General features: G+C 68.2%; 24 protein-coding genes. 17 read left to right on the top strand and 7 right to left on the bottom strand.

The features are described 5' to 3' along the window. Positions 1-72: 72 nt before the first annotated feature. The 3 genes from LT948_RS10410 (at position 73) to LT948_RS10420 (ending at position 2783) form a co-directional block, all read left to right on the top strand. Positions 73-735, top strand: a complete 663-nt coding sequence (locus LT948_RS10410) for a glutathione S-transferase family protein (RefSeq protein WP_003087500.1) — start codon at positions 73-75, stop codon at positions 733-735. Between the two features lie 8 nt (positions 736-743). After that, positions 744-1550, top strand: coding sequence for a DUF4892 domain-containing protein (locus tag LT948_RS10415; RefSeq protein ID WP_073657124.1), 807 nt, complete (start codon positions 744-746; stop codon positions 1548-1550). A gap of 165 nt (positions 1551-1715) precedes the next feature. After that, complete coding sequence (locus LT948_RS10420) at positions 1716-2783, top strand: AI-2E family transporter (protein WP_003087507.1); 1068 nt, start codon at positions 1716-1718, stop codon at positions 2781-2783. Between the two features lie 51 nt (positions 2784-2834). Here LT948_RS10420 and LT948_RS10425 read toward each other — a convergent pair whose 3' ends face one another. The 4 genes from LT948_RS10425 to LT948_RS10440 form a co-directional block, all read right to left on the bottom strand. After that, on the bottom strand, positions 2835-4109 hold the full coding sequence (locus LT948_RS10425; RefSeq protein WP_003140135.1) for a CynX/NimT family MFS transporter: 1275 nt from the start codon (positions 4107-4109) through the stop codon (positions 2835-2837). Between the two features lie 15 nt (positions 4110-4124). Continuing rightward, complete coding sequence (locus tag LT948_RS10430) at positions 4125-4772, bottom strand: FadR/GntR family transcriptional regulator (protein WP_069376763.1); 648 nt, start codon at positions 4770-4772, stop codon at positions 4125-4127. 137 nt (positions 4773-4909) lie between these two features. Next, positions 4910-6439 (bottom strand): 3-hydroxyacyl-CoA dehydrogenase, encoded by a 1530-nt coding sequence (locus LT948_RS10435; protein WP_073657123.1) that lies wholly within the window; start codon positions 6437-6439, stop codon positions 4910-4912. A gap of 3 nt (positions 6440-6442) precedes the next feature. Then, complete coding sequence (locus LT948_RS10440) at positions 6443-7228, bottom strand: enoyl-CoA hydratase (RefSeq protein WP_003087516.1); 786 nt, start codon at positions 7226-7228, stop codon at positions 6443-6445. Positions 7229-7469: 241 nt separating this feature from the next. Here LT948_RS10440 and LT948_RS10445 point away from each other — a divergent pair, with 241 nt between their 5' ends. From LT948_RS10445 to LT948_RS10490, 10 genes are all read left to right on the top strand, one after another. After that, positions 7470-8336 (top strand): IclR family transcriptional regulator, encoded by an 867-nt coding sequence (locus LT948_RS10445; protein WP_003097851.1) that lies wholly within the window; start codon positions 7470-7472, stop codon positions 8334-8336. A 54-nt stretch (positions 8337-8390) separates the two neighbouring features. After that, positions 8391-9545, top strand: a complete 1155-nt coding sequence (locus tag LT948_RS10450; RefSeq protein ID WP_003109952.1) for an acyl-CoA dehydrogenase family protein — start codon at positions 8391-8393, stop codon at positions 9543-9545. A gap of 187 nt (positions 9546-9732) precedes the next feature. Continuing rightward, on the top strand, positions 9733-9822 hold the full coding sequence (locus LT948_RS10455; RefSeq protein WP_003097848.1) for a K(+)-transporting ATPase subunit F: 90 nt from the start codon (positions 9733-9735) through the stop codon (positions 9820-9822). Between the two features lie 10 nt (positions 9823-9832). Continuing rightward, positions 9833-11527 (top strand): potassium-transporting ATPase subunit KdpA, encoded by a 1695-nt coding sequence (kdpA, locus tag LT948_RS10460; protein ID WP_023091989.1) that lies wholly within the window; start codon positions 9833-9835, stop codon positions 11525-11527. Positions 11528-11538: 11 nt separating this feature from the next. After that, a complete protein-coding gene (kdpB, locus tag LT948_RS10465) occupies positions 11539-13611 on the top strand; it encodes a potassium-transporting ATPase subunit KdpB (RefSeq protein WP_003087527.1) in 2073 nt (690 codons plus the stop codon). Between the two features lie 53 nt (positions 13612-13664). Next, positions 13665-14216, top strand: coding sequence for a potassium-transporting ATPase subunit KdpC (kdpC, locus tag LT948_RS10470; RefSeq protein WP_003087529.1), 552 nt, complete (start codon positions 13665-13667; stop codon positions 14214-14216). 107 nt (positions 14217-14323) lie between these two features. Continuing rightward, the gene (locus LT948_RS10475; RefSeq protein ID WP_034014006.1) at positions 14324-16981 is read left to right on the top strand and encodes a sensor histidine kinase; all 2658 of its coding nucleotides are present in this window, start codon (positions 14324-14326) and stop codon (positions 16979-16981) included. Between the two features lie 100 nt (positions 16982-17081). Further along, positions 17082-17774, top strand: a complete 693-nt coding sequence (locus tag LT948_RS10480) for a response regulator (protein WP_003087534.1) — start codon at positions 17082-17084, stop codon at positions 17772-17774. 120 nt (positions 17775-17894) lie between these two features. Next, positions 17895-18803 carry a glutaminase B gene (gene glsB, locus LT948_RS10485; protein WP_003087537.1) on the top strand — a complete coding sequence of 303 codons (909 nt, stop codon included), beginning with the start codon at positions 17895-17897 and terminating at the stop codon, positions 18801-18803. Between the two features lie 110 nt (positions 18804-18913). Next, positions 18914-19519, top strand: coding sequence for a DUF4893 domain-containing protein (locus LT948_RS10490; protein WP_021264574.1), 606 nt, complete (start codon positions 18914-18916; stop codon positions 19517-19519). A gap of 3 nt (positions 19520-19522) precedes the next feature. On the opposite strand, the gene LT948_RS10495 is transcribed toward LT948_RS10490, so the two are convergent. Then, on the bottom strand, positions 19523-20560 hold the full coding sequence (locus LT948_RS10495; RefSeq protein WP_003087542.1) for a patatin-like phospholipase family protein: 1038 nt from the start codon (positions 20558-20560) through the stop codon (positions 19523-19525). 114 nt (positions 20561-20674) lie between these two features. Between LT948_RS10495 and LT948_RS10500 the strand changes: the two genes are divergently transcribed. From LT948_RS10500 to mnmH, 3 genes are all read left to right on the top strand, one after another. After that, entirely contained in the window at positions 20675-20953 is a 279-nt protein-coding gene (locus LT948_RS10500) for a hypothetical protein (protein WP_003097836.1), read from the top strand. 83 nt (positions 20954-21036) lie between these two features. After that, positions 21037-22071, top strand: a complete 1035-nt coding sequence (gene selD, locus LT948_RS10505; RefSeq protein ID WP_003087546.1) for a selenide, water dikinase SelD — start codon at positions 21037-21039, stop codon at positions 22069-22071. After that, positions 22071-23180 carry a tRNA 2-selenouridine(34) synthase MnmH gene (mnmH, locus tag LT948_RS10510; RefSeq protein ID WP_021264576.1) on the top strand — a complete coding sequence of 370 codons (1110 nt, stop codon included), beginning with the start codon at positions 22071-22073 and terminating at the stop codon, positions 23178-23180. Before selD ends, mnmH begins: the two co-directional genes overlap by 1 nt. Here the strand turns inward: mnmH and LT948_RS10515 are convergent. Beyond that, positions 23159-23506, bottom strand: a complete 348-nt coding sequence (locus LT948_RS10515) for a GFA family protein (protein WP_003114600.1) — start codon at positions 23504-23506, stop codon at positions 23159-23161. The two genes, mnmH and LT948_RS10515, sit on opposite strands and share 22 nt — an antisense overlap. A gap of 137 nt (positions 23507-23643) precedes the next feature. On the opposite strand from LT948_RS10515, the gene LT948_RS10520 reads away from it, so the two are divergent. Beyond that, positions 23644-24252 (top strand): flavin reductase family protein, encoded by a 609-nt coding sequence (locus LT948_RS10520; protein WP_003087553.1) that lies wholly within the window; start codon positions 23644-23646, stop codon positions 24250-24252. Positions 24253-24258: 6 nt separating this feature from the next. On the opposite strand, the gene LT948_RS10525 is transcribed toward LT948_RS10520, so the two are convergent. Then, positions 24259-24666, bottom strand: coding sequence for a DUF5086 domain-containing protein (locus LT948_RS10525; protein WP_003136158.1), 408 nt, complete (start codon positions 24664-24666; stop codon positions 24259-24261). Between the last annotated feature and the right edge of the window lie 149 nt (positions 24667-24815).

Raw genomic sequence — 24815 nt, forward strand, 5'->3', positions numbered from 1 at the left:
GCTTGCCGTTGTTTCCTTGACTATTCCGGGTCCAGCCGTAAGGCTGGACGGATCGTTACGGAGAGTCACCGCATGATCGATCTCTACACCGCCGCCACGCCGAACGGCCACAAGGTTTCCATCGCCCTCGAGGAAATGGGCCTGCCCTACAGGGTGCACGCGCTGTCGTTCGACAAGAAGGAGCAGAAGGCTCCGGAATTCCTCAGGATCAATCCCAACGGCCGCATCCCGGCCATCGTCGACCGCGACAACGACGACTTCGCCGTCTTCGAGTCGGGCGCGATCCTCATCTACCTCGCTGAGAAGACCGGGCAACTGATGCCCGCCGACGTCAAGGGTCGCTCGCGGGTGATCCAGTGGCTGATGTTCCAGATGGGCGGGGTCGGCCCGATGCAGGGGCAGGCCAACGTGTTCTTCCGTTATTTCCCGGAGAAGTTGCAGGGCGCCATCGACCGCTACCAGCATGAGACCCGGCGCCTCTACGAAGTTCTCGACGGTCGCCTGGGCGAGGCCGAGTACCTCGCCGGCGACTACAGCATTGCCGACATCGCCACCTATCCCTGGGTGCGCATCCACGACTGGTCCGGTGTCGCCGTCGACGGGCTGGACAACCTGCAGCGCTGGATCGCCGCCATCGAGGCGCGTCCCGCGGTGCAGCGCGGACTGCTGGTGCCGCGGCGGGAGAAGGAGGGCGACGACGCCATCCGTACCGCCCAGTCGATGCTGACCCGTTGAGGGCCGGTATGCGAGGGTTCCTGTTGCTATCCCTGGGCGTTTTCAGCTTTTCGGCGCTGGCCGCCGACCTTCCCGGCAGCCATGACCTGGACGTCCTGCCGCGCTTCCCGCGCGCCGAGATCGTCGACTTCCGCCAGGCGCCGAGCGAGGAGCGGATCTACCCGCTAGGGGGGATCAGCCGCATCAGCGGTCGCCTGCGCATGGAGGGCGAGGTGCGCGCCGAAGGCGAGCTGACCGCGCTGACCTACCGCTTGCCGCCCGAGCACAGCAGCCAGGAGGCGTTCGCCGCGGCGCGCACCGCGCTGCTCAAGGCCGACGCCACGCCGTTGTTCTGGTGCGAGCGGCGCGACTGCGGCTCCAGCAGCCTGCTGGCCAACGCCGTGTTCGGCAATGCCAAGCTGTACGGCCCGGACGAGCAGCAGGCCTACCTGCTGGTGCGCCTGGCGGCGCCACAGGAGAACAGCCTGGTGGCGGTCTACTCGATCACCCGCGGCAATCGCCGCGCCTACCTGCAGGCCGAGGAACTCAAGGCCGATGCGCCGCTGGGGGAACTGCTGCCGAGCCCGGCGACCCTGCTGCGCCTGCTCAAGGCCAACGGCGAACTGACCCTCAGCCATGTGCCGGCGGAGCCGGCCGGCTCTTGGCTGGAGTTGCTGGTGCGGACCCTGCGCCTGGATACCGGGGTGCGGGTCGAGCTGTCCGGCAAGCACGCCCAGGAGTGGCGCGACGCCCTGCGCGGGCAGGGCGTGCTGAACAGCCGCATGGAGCTGGGCCAGTCGGAGGTCGAGGGCCTGCACCTCAACTGGCTGCGTTGAACGCGTTCGCCCGGGCCTGCGGGCCCGGGCGATGGCGAAAATGCCTTCGGCAAGGCCGCCCGCCAGAGTAGACTGCCTTTCCCCCGCGCCCCACGCTCCGGCTGGAAACGGCGCACGCCGAGCGCTGTCTATCGGTGTATCCCCCTTTGAGGAAGGCCTGCCTTGATGTTCGATAACGATCGGCTGTTGCTTCGCGTGCTGTTGTTCGGCCTGCTCGGTGCCAGTCTCTGGGTGCTGGCGCCATTCTGGTCGGCGCTGTTCTGGGCCGCGGTGCTGGCTTTCGCCAGTTGGCCGCTGATGCGTATGCTCACGCGCCTGCTCGGTGGCCGCGAGTCGCTGGCGGCGGGCCTGCTGACCCTGGGCTGGATCGTCCTGGTGGCGTTGCCGCTGATCTGGCTCGGCTTCGGCCTGGCGGACAACGTTCGTTCGCTGATGGAGCTATTGAAGAATCTCCAGGTCGAGGGCCTGCCGCCGCCGCCTTCGTGGATGGCCGGCGTCCCGCTGATCGGCGACCGCCTGATCGGCTGGTGGAACTCCATCGACCAACAGGGCGTGGCGTTCTTCTACGTGCTCAAGCCCTATGTCGGCGAGGTCGGCAACTGGCTGCTGGCGCGCAGCGCGAAGATCGGTGGAGGGATCCTGGAACTGGTCCTCAGTCTGATCCTGATCTTCTTCTTCTACCGCGACGGGCCGCGCCTGGAGTCCATCGTCCACCGTGCCCTGGAACGCCTGATCGGCAACCGCGCGGAGCACTATCGCGACCTTGTCGCCGGCACCGTACAGCGGGTGGTCAACGGGGTGATCGGCACCGCCGCGGCGCAAGCCCTGCTGGCCTGGATCGGCTTCACGATCGCCGGCGTACCGGGAGCCATGCTGCTCGGCCTGCTGACCTTCGCCTGCAGCCTGCTGATGGTCCCGCCGCTGGTCTGGGGCCCGGCCACCGCCTGGCTGTTCTTCAAGGGCGACTATGGCCACGGGGTGTTCCTCGGCCTGTGGGGCTTCTTCATCATCAGCGGGGTGGACAACATCCTCAAACCCTACCTGATCAGCCGTGGCGGCAACCTGCCGCTGGTGGTGGTGCTGCTCGGGGTGTTCGGCGGCCTGCTGGCGTTCGGCTTCATGGGCCTGTTCCTCGGCCCGATCCTGCTGGCAGTGGCCTACAACCTGCTCAGCGACTGGATCGCCAGCACGCCGCGGACGCCGCCCGGCGAAGGGCGCGGCCCGGATGCCTGAGTGACGAAGGAGAAAAAGCCCCGCGATGCGGGGCTTTTTGCGTCTGCGGGGCTACAGGTGTTCGCTGCGGGCCCCCACGTACTGGCTGCGCCCGGCGCCGAGGCCGAACAGGGTGGCGGCGATGGCGACGCCGATGAAGATATAGCCGACCGCGTTCCAGCCGCCGGTCAGGTCGTGGACCACGCCGACCATGAACGGCCCCATGGCCGCCAGGGTGTAGCCGACGCCCTGGGCCATGCCCGACAGATGCGAGGCGACGTGGGCGTCGCGCGAGCGCAGGACGATCAGCGCCAGGGCGATGCTGAAGGTGCCGCCCTGGCCGAGGCCGAGCAGGACCGCCCAGCCCCAGATGGTCGGCAGCGGCGCATAGAGGAAGCCGAGCAGGCCGGCGAGGGTGGTAGCCATCACCAGCACCACCGCCAGGCGCTGGTCCCTGGCGCGAGCGGCGAGCCAGGGCGCGAGCAGGGCGGTGATCAGTTGCAGCATCACCGAGCCGGACAGCACCAGGCCGGCTTCCACCGCAGTCATGCCGCGGTCGATCAGGATCGACGGCAGCCAACCGAAGACGATGTAGGCCAGGGACGACTGCAGGCCCATGTACAGCGTGACCTGCCAGGCCAGCGGGTCGCGCCACAGACCGACGACACGGAAGGCCTGGCGATGGGCGTGCTGGCCCTGGCGGGTCTGCGGCAGCCAGAAGGCAGCGGCGAGGATCGCCGGCAGCGACCAGAACGCCAGCGCCAGTTCCCAGTTGCCGAAGAGCTTCTCCAGCGGCGCGGTGGCGCCGGCGGCGAGCGCTGCGCCCAGGCACAGGGCCATGGTGTAGACCCCGGTCATCACCCCGGCCTGGCGCGGGAAGTCGCGTTTGACGATGCCCGGCAGGAGCACGCCGATGATGCCGATGCTGGCGCCGGCCAGGACGCTGCCGGCGAACAGGCCGAACACCGGGAACAGGCTGCGCAGGACGATGCCGCCGGCCAGGCAGAAGAGGATCAGCAGCACGCTGCGTTCGGCGCCGATACGCCGGGCCAGGCGCGGCGCGAGCGGCGCGAACAACCCCAGGCAGAGTACCGGCGCGGTGGTCAGCAGGCCGGCGGCGGCGGCCGAGAGGCCGGTATCGTCGCGTACCTGGTTGAGCAGGGGGGCGAGGCTGGACAGCGCCGGGCGCAGGTTCAGCGCCACCAGCACCAGGCCCAGCAGGAGCAGCCAGGGGCGTAGCGGCGGCGCCGGCGGGGCTGGTTCGTCGTCGACTTCGGCATCGATCAGCAGTTCTTCCGGAGGATGGCCGGGGTGCGCTCCCGGCCGGGCATTCAAGGCGTGAGTCATGGGTCTGTCCCGGGTTCAGATCAGCAGTGCGCGGTTGGCCGCGGCGGCAGCGTCCGGGTCTCCGCGTTCTATGGCGTCGAGCAGTTGCTGGTGCAGCTCGAAGCAGGGCTGGGCCCTTTGTGGGTCGGCCATGGTGCGTTCCAGCGAGGTCCGGATGACCTGCGAGAAGTAGCGGTAGAGTTCGCTGAGCACCGGATTGTGGGCGGCATCGACCATCCGTTGGTGGAAGCGGACGTCGTGCTCGATGTAGTCCTGCAGGTCGTCGCTGCCGTAGCGCTGGCGCGAAGCGTCGAGATGCTCGCGCAATGCGCTCAGGTCGCTGTCGTTGCGGCGAACGGCAGCCAGGCGCGCCGCCTCGATCTCGATCATCCCGCGTGCCTCCAGGGAGTGCTGCACCGCGCTGCGCGCCAGCACCAGCATGGTTTCCAGCGGATCGGCGCAGGCGCGCACGTAGGTGCCGTCGCCCTGGCGGACTTCCAGCACGCCGGAGAAGGTCAGCACGCGGACCGCTTCGCGCACGGTGTTGCGGCTCATGCCGAGCAGCTCGGCGAGTTCCGGCTCCGGCGGCAGGCGTTGGCCGAGCGGCCAATGGCCGGCGTCGATGCGCTGGCGGATCTGCTCCAGGGCGATGTCCACCAGGGAGCGCTTGAGGGGAATGGTCACGGAAGAAACATCCAATCATCGGATGAATTTGCGCGCAGGATACCTCGGCAACTGCAAGCCCGGAAAGCGTCGCTCGGGGAAAAAGCGTTGGCCTGGCGGCGAGACGCATGACGCTGCGCCGCCAGGTCGCCGATGCGTCAGTCTACGGCGGCGGTTTCGCCGGCGCGCAGGGACATGCCCAGTTGCGCTCGTCGGCGCAGCCAGGGACTGGGCCGGTAGCGCGGGTCACCGGTAAGCGCCTGCAGGCGCTGGAGAATGCTCAGCAGGCGCCGCGGGCCGAGGCGGTCGCCCCATTCCAGCGGGCCGTGGGGATAGCCGAGGCCGAGGTGCACCGCCTGGTCGATATCCTCGACGCTGGCAATGCTCTGCTGGGCGATGTCGCAGGCGAGGTTGACGATCATCGCCAGTACCCGCTGGACGACGAAGCCGGGACTGTCGCGCAGCACCGTGACCCCGACGCCGTCGCCAGCCAGTAGCGCGTGGGCGGCGTCGCGCATGGCCGGGGTAGTCAGCGGCGAGAGCATCAGGCAGCGCCGGCGCTCGAGGTCGCAGAGCAGGTCGATGCCGACGCTGCGCTCGGCGGGACAGGCGAAGCGCTGCACGGCGCTGCTCAGGTCCTCGCCCCAGGCGGCCAGCAGGCAGAGCGCTGCGGCGGAAGGGCGTTCGCCGGTTTCCGGCTCGACGCCGAGGCGATGCAGCAGTTCGGCGAGCGTGCGGCGGTCGTCCTCGTTTTCGCAGCCCAGCCACACCGGGGGGCGGGCGGCGGCCTGCGGCACCGGTTGCGGACCGGGCTTGTCCTGCGGCTGGCCGTCGACGTAGCGATAGAAGCCCTGGCCGCTCTTGCGCCCGAGACGGCCGGCGGCGAGCAACTGGCGGGTCAGCGGGTGCGGGCGGTAGCGCGGTTCCTGGTAGTACTGCTGGTAGATCGATTCCATCACCGGGTGCGACACGTCGAGGCCGGTAAGATCGAGCAGTTCGAACGGCCCCATGCGGAAGCCGGCGCACTCGCGCAGCACACGGTCGATCTCGGCGCATTCGGCGACGCCTTCGCCGAGGATGCGCAGGGCCTCGGTGCCATAGGCGCGGCCGGCATGGTTGACGATGAAGCCGGGGCTGTCCTTGGTCCGTACGCCGCGGTGGCCCAGGCGCGCGGCGAGGGCGAGCAGGGCGTCGCCGACTTCCGGAGCGCTGGCCAGGCCGTCGACCACCTCGACCACGCGCATCAGCGGCACCGGGTTGAAGAAGTGAAAGCCGGCGACCCGCTGCGGCCGCTCGCAGGCGGCGGCGATGGCGGTGATCGACAGCGACGAGGTATTGCTGGCGAGGATGGTCTCTGGCGCGACTATGGCTTCCAGCCGGCGCAGCAATTCCTGCTTGGCCTCCAGGCGCTCGACGATGGCCTCCACCACCAGTTCGCAGTCGCCCAGTTGTTCCAGGCGTTCCGCCACCCGCAGCCGGTTTTGCGCGGCCTCGGCGTCGGCGGCGCTCAGCTTGCCTTTGCCGCATAGACTCTCGAAGGTCTGCCGCAGGCGCTGGCGTGCCTCGGCGGCGGCCTCGGCGCGGCTGTCGAACAGCCACACGGTCAGGCCGGCCTGGGCGGCGATCTGGGCGATCCCGGTGCCCATCGCACCGGTACCGACCACGGCGATACAACGAATATCGGGCATCGTCTATTTCCCCTGGTAGTTCGGCGGGCGTTTCTCCAGGAAGGCGTGCATGCCTTCCTTCTGGTCCTGCGAGTCGAACAGCAACTGGAACGCCTTGCGTTCCAGGGCCAGGGCACTGTCCAGCGGCAGGTCGGCACCGGCCAGGACCACCTCCTTGATCTGCGCCAGCGCCAGAGGGGGCAGGCGGGCGATCTCCGTGGCCAGTTCCAGGGCGCGCGCCAGCGTCGACTCGTCCGCCACCACTTCGCTGACCAGGCCCATGGCCAGCGCTTGCGGAGCCTTCACCAGGCAGCCGGTGAACAGCATGCGCAGCGCCTGGAACTTGCCCACCGCCCGTACCAGGCGCTGGGTGCCGCCGGCACCCGGCATCACCCCGACCTTGATCTCCGGCTGGGCGAACTGTGCCGACTCGCCGGCGACGATCAGGTCGCAGTGCATCGCCAGTTCGCAGCCGCCGCCCAGGGCGAAGCCGTTGACCGCGGCGATCACCGGCTTCGGGCAGCGCGCGATGGCTTCCCAGTAGCGCTCGCTGTGGCGGCCGTACAGGCCGATCGCCGTGCTCGTCGAGAGATCGCGGAGATCGGCGCCAGCTGCAAAGCAGCGCGAGTCGCCGGTGAGCACGATGACGCGGATCGCCGGATCCGCGCCGAGCGTCTGGAAGTGGCTGGCGAGGCGCTGGCGCACTTCGTCGTTCAGCGCGTTCCTGGCTTGCGGACGATTGAGGCGAAGCAGGGCGATATCGGCTGCGGGAAATTCGAGCAGGACCACGGGCGAAGGATCGGCAGACATGGAAGCTCCGATGAATTGATATTTCGCTATGCGAAATAGAGTTTCATGATTTATCGAAAATAATCAGCGCCAGCCGTGGCGTTGTAAATACTCGCCTCGGATTTCGGACGATCTACTTATACAATTTACTGTTTTAAAAGGTTTTTATTTTCGTTGTTGAAAGTGCATGGGCTCTTCTATTAGTTTCGCTATGCGAAATATGATTTTGTTTTATTGATTTTTTGAAAAAGAGGTCCCTACTATGCGCGGCAACGACGAGCGTCGGAGTCCGGCGGAAGGTGCCAGTACGGAAGCGGAAGTGTCCGCCTTCGAAGCTGTGCTGATCGACCCGATGCAGGAGAAAGACGAGGAACTCAAGGACCGCCAGTTCGTCACCGCGCTGGCCCGCGGGTTGGAATTGCTGCGCTGTTTCACACCACGGGAAAGCCTGCTGGGCAACCAGGAACTGGCGAAGAAGACCGGCCTGCCGAAGCCGACGGTGTCGCGTCTGACCCACACCCTGACCCGGCTGGGCTATCTGCGTCACCTGCCGCATAGCGGCAAGTACCAGTTGGAAGTGGGCGTGATGTCGTTCGGCTACGCGATGCTCTCGAACCTGTCGATTCGCGCGCTCGCCCGCCCGTTGATGGAAGAGATGGCCGGCTACGCCAAGGCCGCGGTGGCCATGGCGGCCCGCGACCGGCTGAGCATGGTCTACCTCGACGTGGTGCATGGCGAGGCCAACCTGACCATGCGTCGCCAGGTCGGCAGCCACCTCTCGCTGCACCGCAGCGCGATCGGCCGGGCCTGCCTGGCGGCGATGCCGGAGGACGAGCGGGAGTTCATCCTCGGGCACATCCGCAAGCGCCACCCGGAAGACTGGCCGGAAGTGCGCAAGGGGCTGGAGCGGGCCTTCCGCGACTATGCCGACTACGGCTTCTGCCTGTCGCTCGGCGAGTGGCAACGCGACGTCAACGCGGTGGGCGTGGCCTTGCACCACGAGAGTCATGGGCTGCTGGCGTTCAACTGCGGCGGGCCGAGTTTCCACCTCAAGCGCGAGAAACTGGAGGACGACATCGGCCCGCGCCTGCTGCACATGGTCCACAACATCGAGGCCGCCACCCGCTGACCGAGGCCGGTGACGGAATCATGGCAACCGGCCTAAGGGCCTATTGGAGTGAGCATGATTCGTGATCCGGAAACCCTGAACCTGCTGCTGGACAGCATCCGCCAGTTCGTCCGCGAAAGCCTGGTGCCTCATGAGCAGGAAGTGGCGGAAACCGACCGCATCCCCGAGGCGATCATCGCCCGCATGCGCGAGATGGGCCTGTTCGGCCTGTCGATCCCGGAGGCCTACGGCGGCCTCGGGGTGACCATGGAGGAAGAGGTGAGCATCGCCTTCGAACTGGGGCGGACCTCGCCGGCATTCCGTTCGCTGCTGGGCACCAACAATGGCATCGGCTCCCAGGGCATCGTCATCGACGGCACCGAAGAACAGAAGCGGCGCTACCTGCCGCGCCTGGCGTCGGGCGAACTGCTCAGTTCGTTCTGCCTCACCGAACCGGACTCCGGTTCCGACGCCGCCTCGCTGAAGACCACGGCGGTGCGTGACGGCCAGCACTACGTGCTCAACGGTACCAAGCGCTTCATCACCAACGCCCCGCAGGCCGGCATCTACACCGTGATGGCGCGCACCGACCCGGCGATCCGTGGCGCCGGCGGAATCTCCGCTTTCGTCGTCGAGCGCGGTACGCCCGGGCTGTCCCTGGGCAAGCCGGATCGCAAGATGGGACAGAAGGGTGCGCATACCTGTGACGTGATCTTCGACGACTGCCGGGTGCCTGCCAGCCAGTTGATCGGCGGGGTCGAGGGCGTCGGCTTCAAGACCGCGATGAAGGTGCTCGACAAGGGCCGCCTGCACATCGCCGCGGTCTGCGTGGGGGTCGCCGAGCGGATGCTCGAGGATGCGTTGCGCTATGCCCTGGAACGCAAGCAGTTCGGCCAGCCGATCGCCGAGTTCCAGTTGATCCAGGCAATGCTCGCCGACAGCAAGGCCGAAGCCTACGCGGCGCGCTGCATGGTCATCGACGCCGCGCGGCAGCGCGACGAAGGCCGCGATGTCGGTACCGAGGCGTCCTGCGCCAAGCTGTTCGCCTCGGAAATGTGCGGCCGCGTCGCCGACCGCGCGGTGCAGATCTTCGGCGGCGCCGGCTATATCGGCGACTATGGGATCGAGCGCTTCTATCGCGACGTGCGACTGTTCCGCATCTACGAGGGCACCACGCAGATCCAGCAACTGCTGATCGCCCGCAACATGATCCGCGCCGCCCAGGGCTAGCGTCGATCCTTCGCCTTGTCACCGGCCGTGGCGCAGTCCCCGGCCGGTTGCTCTCCCAGGCGCTGTCCGCGCCACTCTTTACGCTTTCTTTATGCCGTCCGGCGCGGCCCGGAATCGCTTCTTTACGCCCCCTTTGCGGAGACTTTCCCTCAAGCGGCAGAGGCCGTTCGAAGGAGAGATCGCACACATGACCGTTCTGGATTGGTTGTCCCTGGCCCTGGCCACGGGACTGTTCGTCTATTTGCTGGTGGCGCTGCTACGCGCCGACCGTGCCTAGGGGAGGGCACATGAACAGCCACGAGATTCTCTTGATCCTGGCCTTTTTCGCCCTGGTCCTGGTGCCTGCACCGTTCCTCGGGCGCTACTGCTTCAAGGTGATGGAAGGCCAACGCAATCTCCTCAGCGCGCCGCTGGCGCCACTGGAGCGCGTCTGCTATCGCCTGTTCGGCGTCGATCCGGCGAGCGAGCAGGACTGGAAGACCTACACCCTGGCGCTGCTGGCATTCAACCTGGCCGGCCTGGTCCTGCTGTTCTCGATCCTCATGCTGCAGGGCAGCCTGCCGCTGAACCCGCAGCACCTGCCGGGCCTGGAATGGACCCTGGCGTTCAACACCGCGGTCAGTTTCGTCACCAACACCAACTGGCAGGCCTACAGCGGCGAGGCCTCGCTGAGCTACTTCAGCCAGATGGTCGGCCTTACGGTGCAGAACTTCGTCAGCGCGGCGGTCGGCCTCTGCGTGCTGGTGGCCCTGGCGCGCGGCATCAGCCGCCGCTCCACACGACAGCTGGGCAACTTCTGGGTCGACCTGACCCGCGGCACCCTCTACGTGCTGCTGCCGCTGTGCCTGCTGCTGGCGTTGCTGCTGGTCTGGCAGGGCGTGCCGCAGACCTTCTTCGACTACGTCCATGCCACCACCTTGCAAGGCGCCGAGCAGACCATCCCGCTCGGCCCGGCGGCCAGCCAGATCGCCATCAAGCAGCTGGGCACCAACGGCGGCGGCTTCTTCGGCGTCAACTCGGCCCATCCGTTCGAGAACCCGAGCGCCTGGAGCAACCTGTTCGAAGTGGCCTCGATCATCCTGATCCCGGCGGCGCTGGTATTCACCTTCGGCCATTACGTGAAGGACCTGCGCCAGAGCCGCGCGATCCTCGGCTGCATGCTGCTGCTGTTCTGCCTCGGCCTGGGCCTGTCGCTGTGGGCCGAATACCAGCCGAACCCGGCGCTGGCGCAGTTGCCGGTCGAGCAGGGCGCACCGATGGAGGGCAAGGAGAGTCGCTTCGGCACCGCCGCCAGCATGCTCTGGGCGATCACCACCACCGCCGCCTCGAACGGCTCGGTGAACGCCATGCACGACAGCCTGAGCCCCCTGGGCGGCATGCTGCCGCTGCTGAACATGATGCTCGGCGAGGTGATCTTCGGCGGCGTCGGCGCCGGCCTCTACGGCATGCTGCTGTTCGTCCTGATCGCGGTGTTCCTCGCCGGCCTGATGGTCGGGCGGACGCCGGAGTACCTGGGCAAGAAGCTCGAGGCGAAGGAGGTCCGCCTGCTGGTCTTCACCCTCCTGGTGATGCCTGTCGGCGTGCTGGTGCTCGGCGCCATTGCCGCCAGCCTGCCGGGACCGGCCTCGGCGGTGACCAACCCCGGCCCGCACGGCTTCAGCCAACTGCTCTACGCCTACACCTCGGGGAGCGCCAACAACGGCTCGGCGTTTGCCGGTTTCGGTGCCAACACGCCGTTCCACAACCTGATGATCGGCCTGGCCATGCTCATTGGCCGCTTCGGCTACATCCTGCCGATCCTCGCCATCGCCGGCAGCCTGGCGGCGAAGAAGGCCAGCCCGGTGGGGCCGAACAGTTTCCCGACCCATGGTCCGCTGTTCGTCAGCCTGCTCACCGTGACCATCCTGCTGGTCGGCGGCCTGACCTTCCTGCCGACCCTGGCCCTCGGCCCGATCGCTGAACAACTGAGCCTCGGCTTCTGAAGGAATCGCACATGAACGCTCAGACCCAGGCGTCCAAGAACGCCTTGCACAAATCGCTCGAACGTCGCCACAACGCGTCCACCAGCCTCGCCGCCTTGTGGCGGCCGGCGCTGCTGCAAGCCTTCGTCAAGCTCGACCCGCGCCAGTTGCTGCGCTCGCCGGTGATGCTGGTGGTCGAACTGACCGCCGTGCTCACCACCTTGCTGTGCTTCGTCCCCGACCAGGCGGTGCCGACCTCGGTGGCGCTGCAGATCGCCCTCTGGCTGTGGTTCACCGTGCTCTTCGCCAATTTCGCCGAAGCGCTCGCCGAGGGGCGTGGCAAGGCCCGCGCGGACAGTCTCAAGGCCGGCAGCCAGGGCCTCTCCGCCAATAAGCGGCGCGCCGACGGCAGTTTCGAGAGCGTCGCTGCCAGCAGCCTGCGCAAGGGCGACGTGGTACGGGTCCAGGCCGGCGAGATGATTCCCGGCGACGGCGAAGTCATCGAAGGCGTGGCGGCGGTCAACGAGGCCGCCATCACCGGCGAATCGGCGCCGGTGATCCGCGAGTCCGGCGGCGATCGCTCGGCGGTGACCGGCAACACCCAGGTGGTGTCCGACTGGCTGCTGGTGCGGATCGGCGCCAACCCGGGCGAGTCGACCCTGGACCGGATGATCGCCCTGGTGGAAGGCGCCAAGCGGCAGAAGACCCCCAACGAAGTAGCGCTGGACATCCTGCTGATCGGCCTGACCCTGATCTTCCTGCTGGTGGTGGTGACCCTCAAGCCGTTCGCCCTGTTCGCCGGCGGCAACCTGCCGCTGGTGTTCCTGGTGGCGCTGCTGGTGACGCTGATCCCGACCACCATCGGCGGCCTGCTCTCGGCCATCGGCATCGCCGGCATGGACCGCCTGGTGCGCCTGAACGTGATCGCCAAGTCCGGTCGCGCGGTGGAGGCGGCCGGCGACGTCCACGTGCTGCTGCTCGACAAGACCGGCACCATCACCTTCGGCAACCGCCGCTGCAGCGCGCTGTACGCCGCGCCGGGGGTGAGCGGCAAGGAACTGGCCGAGGGCGCGTTGCTGGCCTCGCTGGCCGACGACACGCCGGAAGGCAAGTCGATCGTCGAATACCTGCGCATCCTGCATCCGATCGAGGAGCCGCGCCGCGAGGAGCTGACGCCGATCGCCTTCAGCGCGGAAACCCGCTTGTCCGGGGTCGACTGGAACGGCCAGGTGTACCGCAAGGGGGCGGTGGATGCGGCGCTGCGCTTCATCGACCTGCCGCGGGAGAAGATGCCCGAGGTGCTTTCGCGGGAGGTGGACAAGATCGCCCAGAGCGGCGGCACCCCGCTGCTGGTGGTAGCCAACGGCCGGCTGCTCGGCGCCATTCACCTGAAGGACGTGGTCAAGCCGGGCATTCGCGAGCGCTTCGCCGAACTGCGCCGGCTGGGCATCCGCACTGTGATGGTGACCGGCGACAACCCGCTGACCGCCGCTGCCATCGCCGCCGAGGCTGGGGTCGACGACGTGATCGCCGAGGCTACCCCGGAGAAGAAACTGGCGCGGATTCGCCAGGAGCAGGGCGAAGGTCGCCTGGTGGCGATGTGCGGCGACGGTGCCAACGACGCCCCGGCGCTGGCCCAGGCCGACGTCGGCATGGCCATGAACGACGGCACCCAGGCCGCCCGCGAGGCGGCCAACCTGGTCGACCTGGACAGCGACCCGACCAAGCTGCTCGACGTGGTCCAGGTGGGCAAGGAGTTGCTGGTCACCCGCGGCGCGCTGACCACCTTCTCCATCGCCAACGACGTGGCCAAGTACTTCGCCATCCTGCCGGCGCTGTTCGTCGGCATCTACCCGCAGCTCGACGTGCTCAACGTGATGCGCCTGCAAAGCCCGCAGAGCGCGATCCTGTCGGCCATCGTGTTCAACGCGCTGATCATCGTCGCGTTGATCCCACTGGCCTTGCGCGGCGTGCGGGTGCAGGCGGCGGACGCTTCGCAACTGCTGCAGCGCAACCTGCTGATCTATGGCGTCGGCGGCCTGGTGGCGCCGTTCCTCGGGATCAAGGCGATCGACCTGCTGCTGACCGCCGTCGGCCTGGCATGAACAACGGCCCTCGCCGTCGGGCGAGGGCCTGGGACTGAAGAGAGGATCTGCACATGTTCAAGCAACTCCGTCCGGCACTGGCGTCACTGCTGGTGCTGAGCCTGGTCACCGGCGTGGCCTATCCGCTGCTGGTCACCGGTATCGCCCAACTGGCGTTCCCCGAGCAGGCCAATGGCAGCCTGCTGCGCGACGCCGAGGGCAAGGTGCTCGGCTCGCGGCTGATCGCGCAGAAGTTCGACGGCGAGGAGTGGTTCCATTCGCGGCCTTCGGCGGGCGACTACGCCACCGTTTCCAGTGCCGCGAGCAACCTGGCGCCGAGCAACCCGGCACTGGCCGAGCGCATCGCCAGGGACGCCGCGCAGGAGCGTATCGCCGACCAGGGGCCGGTGCCGCTGGCGCTGGTCACTACCTCCGGTAGCGGACTCGATCCGCAGCTGCCGCCGCAGGCCGCGCGTTACCAGGCGCTGCGGGTGGCCACGGCACGCGGGCTGCCGCTGCGGCTGGTGGAAGACCTGGTGGAAAGCCACACCGAGCGGCCGCTGGTGGGGCCGGCGGTGGTCAACGTGCTGGCGCTGAACATGGCGCTGGCGGGGTTGAAGCGCTAGGTTTCCCCAGAGACCCACGCAAGGGCTTGCAATATCGCCGCATCGGCGGATGATCGCCGGCGATCGTCCGCCCCGCGCGGCGCAGAGCAACGGAGTACGACCGATCCATGACCGACACCGCACGCGCCGACGCGCTGCTGGCCGACCTGCCCGCTGACGGGCGCGGCCGCCTGAAAGTCTTTCTCGGCGCGGCGCCGGGGGTGGGCAAGACCTTCGCCATGCTGCAGGCCGCCCAGGCCCAGTTGCGCCAGGGCGTGAAACTGCGCGCCGGGGTGGTCGAGACCCACTCGCGGGCGGAAACCGAGTCCCTCCTCGCAGGCGTGCCGCAGCAGCCGCTGCGCAGCCTCGAGTATCGAGGGATGAAACTGCAGGAAATGGACCTCGACGGTCTCCTCGCCGACCCGCCGGCGCTGGCCCTGGTCGACGAACTGGCCCACAGCAACGTTCCCGGCAGCCGCCACGCCAAGCGCTGGCAGGACATCCAGGAGTTGCTGGCGGCGGGAATCGACGTCTACACAACGGTCAACGTCCAGCACCTGGAGAGCCTCAACGACCAGGTCCGCGACATCACCGGCGTGCAGGTCCGCGAGACGGTGCCGGACTGGGTGTTGCAGGAGGCCTACGAGATCGTCCTCATCGACCTGCCGCCGCGCGAGCTGCTGGAGCGCCTGCGCGAGGGCAAGGTCTACGTGCCGGAACAGGCGCGGGCGGCGATCGATGCGTTCTTCTCGCAGACCAACCTCACCGCGCTGCGTGAACTGGCGATGCAGACCGCCGCCGCGCGGGTCGACGCCGACCTCAACCACCGCTACCGCCAGCGCGGCGAGGAGGCGCCGGCGTTGCGCGGGCGGCTGCTGGTGGGCATCGACGGTGACGAACAGGCCGAACGCCTGGTGCGCCACGCCTGCCGGGTCGCCGAACGTCGGCACCTGCCCTGGAGCGTGGTACACGTCGATACCGGCGGCTTGCGCGGCGAGCAGGCGCGGATGCGCCTGCAGGGTGCGCAGCAACTGGCCGAGCGGCTCGGCGGCGAGATCGTCGTGCTGCGCGCCGGCGAGGTGGCGCGGACCCTCCTGCAACATGCCCGCGAGCGCCGCGCCAGCCTGGTCCTGGTTGGCCAGTCGCGGCGCCGCTGGTACCGCCGGGCCTTCGGCGGTGGTCTCGCCGGGCGCCTGCTGCGCAACGGCCAGGGCCTGGAGATCAGTGCCCTGGACAGCGAGGCCGACCTGCGCCCGGCGGAACCGCGGCCACGCTATCCGGTGGTGTGGAACGACTATCTGCTGGCGCTGCTGGCGACCGCCCTGGCCAGCGGCCTGGCCTGGGTCGTGGCGCACCTGCTGGAACTGCCGAACATCTCCCTGGTGTTCCTGATGGCGGTGCTGCTGGTGGCAGTGCGCAGCAGCCTGATGCCGGCACTGCTGTGCGCGGTGGCGTCGTTCCTGGCCTATGACTTCCTGTTCATCCCACCGCATTTTTCCTTCGCCATCCATCGCCATGAAGACCTGCTGAGCCTGGCGTTCTTCCTGTTCATGGCCGGCCTCACCGGCAACCTGGCGGCACGCCAGCGGCGCCAGCTGGAGGCGCTGCGTGATACCCAGGAGGAAACCAGCCTGCTGCTGGAGCTGTCGCGCAAGCTCACCGCCGCCACCGACCGCCAGGCGGTGCTGGCCGCCGCCGCCCAGCAGTTCGACGACTGGAAGGACGTCGAGGTCTGCCTGCTCGGTCAGGTCAATGGCGAGTGGAAGACCGAGGCCGGCGTGCAGCGGCAACTCGCCGACCAGGAACGGGTCGCCGCCGACTGGGCCTGGGCCCACGACCAGCCGGCCGGCCTCGGTACTGGCACGCTGCCCGGAGGACGCTGGTGGTGGTGGCCGCTGTCGGCGGAAGAGGGGCCGCTGGCACTGCTCGGCGTCGCGCCGCTGGACGGCCAGCCGCTGAGCCCGCAGCGCCGGCGCCTGCTCGCCGCCCTCGGCCAGCCCCTGGCCCAGGCCCTGGCGCGGGCTCGCCTGGCCGAGGACCTGGAGGCCGCGCGCCTGCACGGCGAAACCGAGCAACTGCGCAGCGCCTTGCTCGCCTCGGTGTCCCACGACCTGCGCACGCCGCTGACGGCCATGCGCGGTTCCATCGACAGCCTGCTGGCGCTGGGCGAGGCGATCCCGCCGGCGGATCGTCGCGAACTGCTGGAAAGCACCCGCGACGAGGCCGAGCGACTGGACCGCTATATCCAGAACCTGCTCGACATGACCCGTCTCGGCCACGGTGGCCTGAAGCTGGCGCGCGACTGGGTGGCGCCGGGCGACATCGTCGGCAGCGCGCTGAACCGCCTGCGTGCGGTGCTGGCGCCGTACCGGGTGCAGGCGATCGTGGCCAACGACCTGCCGTTGCTCTACGTGCATGCGGCGCTGATCGAACAGGCGCTGATCAACGTGCTGGAAAATGCCGCGCGCTTCTCGCCGAGCCACGGCCGGTTGCGCATCGAGGTCAGCCAGGATGCCGCCGAGCTGCGTTTCGCGGTGAGCGACGAGGGGCCGGGGATTCCCGAGGCCGAGCGGGAGAAGATCTTCGACATGTTCTACACCGCTGCCCGTGGCGACCGCGGTGGCCAGGGCACCGGCCTGGGCCTGGCGATCTGCCAGGGCATGATCGGCGCCCACGGCGGGCGCATCAGCGTCGGCGAAGGCCTCGACGGTCGCGGCACCACGCTGGTCCTGCACCTGCCGCTGCATCCGCAGCCGGACCTCGGGCAACTGGAGGGCGACGAATGAGCCCGGCGCACTTGCCTGGCGCCCGCGCTCGCGCTATTCCTGCCGTTTCCGCGACGCCGCCGCTGGCTCGTCGCCGTGTTCACCTGCCGTGCCGAGTGCCATGACCCAATTGCAGAACAGCATCCTGCTGATCGACGACGAACCGCAGATCCGCAAGTTCCTCCGTATCAGCCTCAATGCCCAGGGCTACCGGGTACTCGAGGCCGGCACCGGCGAAGAGGGGCTGGCCCAGGCCGCGCTGAACCGGCCGGACCTGGTGGTGCTCGACCTCGGCCTGCCGGACCGCGACGGCCAGGACATCCTCCGCGACCTGCGCGAATGGTCGCAGGTGCCGGTGCTGGTGCTGTCGGTGCGCGCCAGCGAGGGCGAGAAGGTGCTGGCCCTGGACGGTGGCGCCAACGACTACGTGACCAAGCCGTTCGGCATCCAGGAGTTCCTCGCCCGCGTGCGCGTCCTGCTGCGCCAGGCGGCGCAGGGCGAAAGCCCGGAGGCGGCGGTGGCGGTCGGCCCGTTGCAGGTGGACTTCGCCTATCGCCGGGTCACCCTGGAGGGTGCGGAAGTGGCGCTGACGCGTAAGGAGTACGCGGTGCTCGCCGCGCTGGCACGCCATCTCGGACGGGTAGTGACCCAGCAGCAACTGCTCAAGGATATCTGGGGCCCGACCCACGTCGAAGACACCCATTACCTGCGGGTCGTGGTCGGCCACCTGCGGCAGAAACTCGGCGACGATCCGGCCAGCCCGCGCTTCCTGGTGACCGAGGCGGGCGTCGGCTATCGCCTGCGCGACAGCTGACGCGCAGCGCAATTCTGCGCGAGGGGCATGCCTCCCGCGCGTTCATCGCCTATGATGCCGCGCATTCGCGCTGGCCCGGATGCGCCGGGTCGGCGCCCCGGTGTCACGACGAAGGTCATCATGCAGCAACTGTTGAACGAGATTCTCGATGAAGTCCGCCCGCTGATCGGGCGCGGCAAGGTCGCCGACTACATTCCCGCGCTCGCCGGCGTCGAGCCGAACCAACTGGGGATCGCCGTGTACAGCCGCGACGGCGAGCTGTTCCATGCCGGCGACGCCCTGCGGCCGTTTTCCATCCAGAGCATTTCCAAGGTGTTCAGCCTGGTCCAGGCGATCCAGCATTCCGGCGAGGACATCTGGCAACGCCTCGGCCACGAGCCCTCCGGCCAGCCTTTCAACTCCCTGGTGCAGCTGGAGTTCGAGCGCGGCAAGCCGCGCAATCCGTTCATCAATGCCGGCGCCCTGGTGATCTGCGACATCAACCAGTCGCGTTTCGCCGCGCCGGCGCAATCGATGCGCGATTTCGTCCGGCGCCTGTGCGGCAACCCGGAAGTGGTGTCGGACTCGGTGGTGGCGCGCTCGGAGTACCAGCACCGCTCGCGCAACGCGGCGGCGGCCTACCTGATGAAATCGTTCGGCAACTTCCACAACGACGTCGAGGCGGTGCTGCTCAGCTATTTCCATCATTGCGCGTTGCGCATGAGCTGCGTCGACCTGGCGCGGGCGTTCTGCTTCCTCGCCGACAAGGGCTTCTGCAAGCACAGCGGCGAGCAGGTGCTCAACGAGCGGCAGACCAAGCAGGTCAACGCGATCATGGCCACCAGCGGGCTCTACGACGAGGCCGGCAACTTTGCCTACCGGGTCGGCCTGCCGGGCAAGAGCGGCGTCGGCGGCGGCATCATCGCGGTGGTGCCGGGGCGCTTCACGGTCTGCGTCTGGTCGCCGGAGCTGAACGCCGCGGGCAATTCGCTGGCGGGTATCGCCGCGCTGGAGAAACTCAGCGAGCGGATCGGCTGGTCGATCTTCTGAAACCGCCGCCCGTCGTGGTGGCGCTCGAATTCCCGGCGCCGCTGCGCTATGTTCTGCGGCTACCGCTTGCCGGCGCCGGATGCGCCGGTCCACTCGCCAGGATGGTCGCCATGTCCCGCCCGATTCCCGTTTCCCGTGTCTTCGCCTGCCTCACCGTTCTCGCCGCCTGCGCGCACGCCGGCGCCGCCGAGCCGGACTGGCGTGGCTATACCAGCGACCAGCAGCAGCGCAGCGTGCTGGCCGTCGAGCAGGACGCCGAGGCCATCAACAAGCGCTACTACGACAGTGCCTTCGAGGAATTCCTGCCGGAACTGGAGCAACTGGAACTCAGCCTGGCGCAGCCCGTCGTCGCCGTCGACGAGAAAGGCCTGCTGGGCGACTGGAAGTGCCGCTCGACCCAGGCCGACCAGTACGGCATCTATCGCTATCCGAACTTCCAGTGCCGCATCCGGCGTACCGACCGCGGCCTGTTCCTGGAGAAGACCAGCGGTTCGCAGCGGGTCAGCGGCTACCTGTTCCGCGAAGGCACGCAGCGCTACGTGTTCCTCGGCGGCGCCACGGTCAACGACGAGCCCCAGGTGACCTTCAGTGGCCTGGCCCACGGCGCGCCGGCTGAGTCCGACGTGGTCGCGCTGCTGCGCCCGCACGCCGGCGGCTTCCTCCTGCTGTTCCCGGAACGGCACGGCGGCTACGAGGTCCTCGAGTTCAGCCGCTGAGGCTCAGGCGTTGTCTTCCTCGTAGCGGTCCAGGGTGTCGCTGGCGATCTGCCGGCCGAGGGCGATCAGCTCCGGCGCCTTGTAGAACTCGAAGAAGCGGCAGACCCGCTTTGGCACGTTGATCAGGATGTCCGGCGGGTAGCCGGCGATCTTGTACTGCGCCAGCGAGGTCTGCATCACCTCGAAGCTCTGGTTGACCAGTTCCAGCAGTGATGCCGGACCGCTGCTTTCCACCACCGTGGTGCCGCTGGCCGACTTCGGCGAGTCCTTGCCTTGCGGCGCCGCGGCCGGCTGTTGCAGTTGCGGCTCGGCGGGCTCCTCGGATTCCGCCGGAACCGGATGGAGCAGGGCGTCGGCGCTCAGCTCTGGCGGGGTATTGTCGTCGCCGTGGCGGCGGAAGAACGAGAGTTTGTGGCCGAGGCTCTCGATCATGCTGTCGAAGCGCCCCTTGAGCGCTGCCGGACGCTCGATCACCGGCAGGTGGTACTGCTTCTGGTTGGTGGCGTTGAGGTTGACCGCGATGATCAGGTCGCTGTGGGCCGACACCACCGGCACGATCGGCAACGGGTTGAGCAGGCCGCCGTCGACCAGCATGCGGCTGCCCTGCATGACCGGGGTGAACAGGCTGGGGATCGCCGCCGAGGCGCGCATGGCCTGGTGCAGGCAGCCTTCCTGGAACCAGATTTCCTGCTGGTTGGTGAGGTCGGTGGCAACCGCCGTGTAGGGAATCGACAGGTCCTCGATGTTCACCTCGCCGAGGATCTCGTGGATCTTGCCGAACACCCGCTCGCCGCGGATCGCGCCGAGGCGGAAGCTGACGTCGAGCAGGCGCAGCACGTCGAGGTAATCCAGGCTTTCCACCCACTCGCGGTACTCGCGCAGCTTGCCGGCGGCGTAGATGCCGCCGATCACCGAGCCCATGGAACAACCGGCGATGCAGGTGATCTCATAGCCGCGCGCCTCGAGTTCCTCGATCACGCCGATGTGCGCGTAGCCGCGCGCACCGCCGGAGCCCAATACCAGGGCGACCTGTTTGCTCATCTGCAACCCCTTGCCAATACTGCGTGACGAAGCGAAAACGATACGCGTGTCGCCCGGCCGCCGCCAAGTGCGTCGCGGCGATGCGCGGCCCTTTCCCTGTCCGGAGATCGTTCGATGAAAACCTGGATCGTTCTGCCCGTCCTTGCCCTGACCCTGGCCGGCTGCGCCGGCAAGACCGCCTACCGGGAGAACTGCGCCGACCAGCTGGACGCGGCCTGGAAGGAACTCGACCTGGCCAAGGCCGAAGGCTTCGCAGGCACCGTCAGCTACTCGAAGGCCCTGACCCTGCTCACCGGGGCCAAGACCCAGCAGCAGTTCGAAGCCTACGAGGGCTGCACCAGCAAGGCCGAGAAGGCGCGCTTCTATATCCGCGAGTCGCGCGCCGGACGCTGAGCCGGGCGCGGCGATCGGCCCTCTGGCGGCGGCGCCGGCTTTGCTAGAATGGGCACTTTTCCGACATCCACGGGAGTACACCGATGAGCGAGGCGATCCGCCTGACCCAGTACAGCCACGGCGCCGGCTGCGGCTGCAAGATTTCGCCCAAGGTACTGGAGGTGATCCTCGCCGGCAGCGGCGCGCAGAACCTCGATCCGAAGCTCTGGGTCGGCAACGCCTCGCGCGACGACGCGGCTGTCTACGCCCTCGACGAGGAGCGCGGGGTGGTCTCCACCACCGATTTCTTCATGCCGATCGTCGACGACCCCTTCGATTTCGGCCGTATCGCCGCGACCAACGCCATCAGCGACATCTACGCCATGGGTGGCGACCCGCTGATGGCCATCGCCATCCTCGGCTGGCCGGTCAACGTGCTGGCCGCGGAAGTCGCCCGCGAGGTGATCGCCGGCGGCCGCAAGGTCTGCGAGGAAGCCGGCATCCCGCTGGCCGGCGGACACTCCATCGACGCCCCCGAGCCGATCTTCGGCCTGGCCGTGACCGGCGTGGTGGAGAAGCGTTTCATGAAACGCAACGACACCGCCGAGGCCGGCTGCAGGCTGTACCTGACCAAGCCGCTGGGCATCGGCATCCTCACCACTGCCGAGAAGAAGGCCAGGCTGCGCGCCGAGGACGTCGGCGTGGCGCGCGACTGGATGTGCACCCTGAACAGGCCCGGCGCACGCTTCGGTCGGTTGGCCGGGGTCAAGGCGATGACCGACGTCACCGGTTTCGGCCTGCTCGGCCACCTGGTGGAAATGGCCGACGGCAGCAAGCTCACCGCGCGCGTTGAGTACGCCGCGGTGCCGCGCCTGGCCAGTGCCGAATATTACCTGGAGCAGGGCTGCGTGCCCGGCGGCACCCTGCGCAACTTCGACAGCTATGGCGAGCGCATCGCGCCACTGCCGGAGGTGCAGAAGCTGTTGCTTTGCGATCCGCAGACCAGCGGCGGCCTGCTGGTGGCGGTGGCTCCGGAAGGCGAGGCGGAGTTCCTCGCCGTGGCGGCGGAACTCGGCCTGCAACTGGCGCCGATCGGCGAGCTGGTCGAGCGACAGAGTCTCGCGGTACAGGTGCTGTAATGCGCGACAACACCCAGCACTACCGCGAACTGTTTCTCGACGATATCCCCCTGATGGATGTGCGCGCCCCGGTGGAGTACCTCAAGGGCGCCTTTCCCAACACGGTCAACCGGCCGCTGATGAACGACATCGAGCGGCAGAAGGTCGGCACCAGCTACAAGCAGCACGGCCAGCAGGCCGCCATCGCCCTTGGCCACGAACTGGTCTGCGGGGCGCTCAAGGCCGAACGGCTGGCGGCCTGGAAAGCCTTCGCCGAAGCCAACCCGAACGGCTACCTGTATTGCTTCCGCGGCGGCCTGCGCTCGCAGATCGTCCAGCAGTGGCTGAAGCAGGACGCCGGCATCGACTACCCACGGGTGATCGGCGGCTACAAGGCGTTGCGCAACTTCCTTTTCGAAACCACCCGCGCGGCGGTCGACGAGTGCGATTTCGTGCTGGTCGGCGGCCTCACCGGTTGCGGCAAGACCGAGGTGATCGCGGCGCTGGACAACAGCCTCGATCTCGAAGGCCACGCCAACCACCGCGGCTCCAGCTTTGGCCGGCGAGCCACGCCGCAGCCGGCGCAGATCGACTTCGAGAACCGCCTGGCCATCGACATCCTGAAGAAGCGTCATCGCGGCGTCGGCCAGTTCGTCCTCGAGGATGAGGGGCGGATCGTCGGTAGCTGCTCCTTGCCGCTGGAGCTGTACCAGGGCATGCAGGGCTACCCGCTGGTCTGGCTGGAGGATGCCTTCGAGCAGCGTGTCGAGCGTATCCTCAGGGACTACGTGATCGACCTGCGCAGCGAGTTCGAGCGTGTGGTGGGCGTGGAGGAGGGCTTCGCCGCCTTCTCCGCCTACCTGCAGAAGAGCCTCGCCGGCATCGTCAAGCGCCTCGGCGGCGAGCGCTACCAGCGGCTGGCGGCGATCCTTGTGCAGGCGCTGGAAGAGCAGGGCCGCGACGGCTCGGTGGATACCCATCGCGGCTGGATCGAGGGGCTGCTCAAGGAGTACTACGACCCGATGTACGCCTTCCAGCGGCAGAGCAAGGAAGACCGCGTCGAGTTCCGCGGCAACCAGGCCGAGGTGATCGGCTACCTGCGCCAGCGTCAGGCGTTGCGGCCATCGTAGTGCTGTACCGGGAGCGCGTTGGCGTCGATGTCCTCCAGGCAGCGCGCGTTGACCGCGGCCATCGCCTGGCCGTCCGGGCCTATGCCTTCGCTGAACGGCGCGCAGCCGCAGGTGGGGCAGAAGTGATGCTGCAGGCGATGGGTGTTGAAGGTGTAGGTGTGCATCGCGCTGGCCGGCGTCTTCAGCGCCAGACGGTCGCGCGGGACGAACCACAGCAGCCAGCCGCGCCGGCTGCACAGTGAACAGTTGCACTGGATCACCTGGTCGAGGTCGCCTTCGACTTCGTAGGCGATGGTTCCGCAGTGGCAGCTTCCTCGATAGTTCATGGCAGGGCTCCTGGGTGAGGGTAGGGCAAGTCTAGCCGCTGCCTCCAGGTGGTGCAGGGCCGCGGCGCAGACGGTCGCGAGAGCTGCGGGGCTGCGGCATAATCGGCGTCCCCTCCGTCGATTTCCGCGAGACCGCCATGCAACTGGACTTCACCACCATCGCTCCCGCCGAGGCCTATCGCTGGTTGGCTTCCACCGTCACCCCGCGACCGATTGCCTGGGTCTCGACCCTGTCCGCCGAGGGCGCCAGCAACCTGGCCCCGTTCAGCTTCTTCCAGGTGATCAGCGACGAGCCGCCGACCCTGATGGTCAACGTCAGCCTGCGCGACGACGGCAGCCTCAAGGACACCCTGCGCAACGTCCAGGCCACCGGGCAGTTGGTGATCCACCTGGTCGGCGCCGCCCAGGCCGAAACCATGAACGCCACCTCCGCCTGGCTGCCCCATGGCGTGAGCGAGATCGAGACGGTCGGCATCCCTACCGTGTCCAGCGTACGCGTGGCGCCGCCGCGGATCGCCGCGGCGGCGGTGGCCTTCGAGTGCGAGGTGGCGGAGATCAAGCCGTATCCGGCGGAGAACCCCAATTGCCACCTGATCTTCGCCCGCGTGCTGCTGGCCCATGTCGACGATGCCGTGCTGGCCGACGAGCGCCATGTGGATAGCGACAGGCTCGACCTGGTCGGTCGCCTGGGCGGCAGCCACTACAGCTATACCCGCGACACGTTCAGCATGATCCGGCCCAGGTAGTCGGGCTCAGTCCGGCGCCCGCAGGCACTCGTCGACCGTGCGCCGGCACACCGGCGCCTGGCCCGCGGCCTGCCGTTCCTGCCACTGGCGATAGGCGAACTGGTAGCTTTCCGGATACACCCCGCCGCGTTTCAGCGGCGCCACGATACTCGCGCGCAGCGCCTGTTCGGTCAGCGCCAGGTGCGCGGCCAGGCGCTGGAACTGCCAGGGCTGCTGGCCCTGGCGGCGCTCCAGGACCTCGACGTGGTACAGGCCGTCGGCCGCCGCGCTCGACAGGTTGTGTACGATCAGCCAGCGCGACAGGCCCGGCGCCGCCGGCAACGACCAGAGCGGCTGCTCGATCGGGCCGCTCCAGTCGGCCAGGGCGGGGGTGCACAGACTCAGCGACAGCAACAGCGGCAATACGGGACGCATGGCAAGCTCCTTTTTCCATGGGGCGCCCAGTATGGCGCCGCGCCCGCCCGACGTCAGCCCGGATATCCTGGAAACGACCTGCGCATATCTCTCCTGGCCATTATCGTGCCACTACCTTGCCCGGCCGCTCAGGTTCGGCGAAAAACGCG

The sequence above is a fragment of the Pseudomonas sp. CP-1 genome, from assembly GCF_021213715.1.
Classification (GTDB): domain Bacteria; phylum Pseudomonadota; class Gammaproteobacteria; order Pseudomonadales; family Pseudomonadaceae; genus Pseudomonas; species Pseudomonas aeruginosa.

Excerpts from the sequence above, each read along its gene's own strand:
- LT948_RS10410 (WP_003087500.1), top strand. The coding sequence starts at position 73 with ATGATCGATCTCTACACCGCCGCCACGCCGAACGGCCACAAGGTTTCC.
- LT948_RS10415 (WP_073657124.1), top strand. The coding sequence starts at position 744 with ATGCGAGGGTTCCTGTTGCTATCCCTGGGCGTTTTCAGCTTTTCGGCG.
- LT948_RS10420 (WP_003087507.1), top strand. The coding sequence starts at position 1,716 with ATGTTCGATAACGATCGGCTGTTGCTTCGCGTGCTGTTGTTCGGCCTG.
- LT948_RS10425 (WP_003140135.1), bottom strand. The coding sequence starts at position 4,109 with ATGACTCACGCCTTGAATGCCCGGCCGGGAGCGCACCCCGGCCATCCT.
- LT948_RS10435 (WP_073657123.1), bottom strand. The coding sequence starts at position 6,439 with ATGCCCGATATTCGTTGTATCGCCGTGGTCGGTACCGGTGCGATGGGC.
- LT948_RS10440 (WP_003087516.1), bottom strand. The coding sequence starts at position 7,228 with ATGTCTGCCGATCCTTCGCCCGTGGTCCTGCTCGAATTTCCCGCAGCC.
- LT948_RS10445 (WP_003097851.1), top strand. The coding sequence starts at position 7,470 with ATGCGCGGCAACGACGAGCGTCGGAGTCCGGCGGAAGGTGCCAGTACG.
- LT948_RS10450 (WP_003109952.1), top strand. The coding sequence starts at position 8,391 with ATGATTCGTGATCCGGAAACCCTGAACCTGCTGCTGGACAGCATCCGC.
- LT948_RS10455 (WP_003097848.1), top strand. The coding sequence starts at position 9,733 with ATGACCGTTCTGGATTGGTTGTCCCTGGCCCTGGCCACGGGACTGTTC.
- kdpA (WP_023091989.1), top strand. The coding sequence starts at position 9,833 with ATGAACAGCCACGAGATTCTCTTGATCCTGGCCTTTTTCGCCCTGGTC.
- kdpB (WP_003087527.1), top strand. The coding sequence starts at position 11,539 with ATGAACGCTCAGACCCAGGCGTCCAAGAACGCCTTGCACAAATCGCTC.
- kdpC (WP_003087529.1), top strand. The coding sequence starts at position 13,665 with ATGTTCAAGCAACTCCGTCCGGCACTGGCGTCACTGCTGGTGCTGAGC.
- LT948_RS10475 (WP_034014006.1), top strand. The coding sequence starts at position 14,324 with ATGACCGACACCGCACGCGCCGACGCGCTGCTGGCCGACCTGCCCGCT.
- LT948_RS10480 (WP_003087534.1), top strand. The coding sequence starts at position 17,082 with ATGACCCAATTGCAGAACAGCATCCTGCTGATCGACGACGAACCGCAG.
- glsB (WP_003087537.1), top strand. The coding sequence starts at position 17,895 with ATGCAGCAACTGTTGAACGAGATTCTCGATGAAGTCCGCCCGCTGATC.
- LT948_RS10490 (WP_021264574.1), top strand. The coding sequence starts at position 18,914 with ATGTCCCGCCCGATTCCCGTTTCCCGTGTCTTCGCCTGCCTCACCGTT.
- LT948_RS10495 (WP_003087542.1), bottom strand. The coding sequence starts at position 20,560 with ATGAGCAAACAGGTCGCCCTGGTATTGGGCTCCGGCGGTGCGCGCGGC.
- LT948_RS10500 (WP_003097836.1), top strand. The coding sequence starts at position 20,675 with ATGAAAACCTGGATCGTTCTGCCCGTCCTTGCCCTGACCCTGGCCGGC.
- selD (WP_003087546.1), top strand. The coding sequence starts at position 21,037 with ATGAGCGAGGCGATCCGCCTGACCCAGTACAGCCACGGCGCCGGCTGC.
- mnmH (WP_021264576.1), top strand. The coding sequence starts at position 22,071 with ATGCGCGACAACACCCAGCACTACCGCGAACTGTTTCTCGACGATATC.
- LT948_RS10515 (WP_003114600.1), bottom strand. The coding sequence starts at position 23,506 with ATGAACTATCGAGGAAGCTGCCACTGCGGAACCATCGCCTACGAAGTC.
- LT948_RS10520 (WP_003087553.1), top strand. The coding sequence starts at position 23,644 with ATGCAACTGGACTTCACCACCATCGCTCCCGCCGAGGCCTATCGCTGG.
- LT948_RS10525 (WP_003136158.1), bottom strand. The coding sequence starts at position 24,666 with ATGCGTCCCGTATTGCCGCTGTTGCTGTCGCTGAGTCTGTGCACCCCC.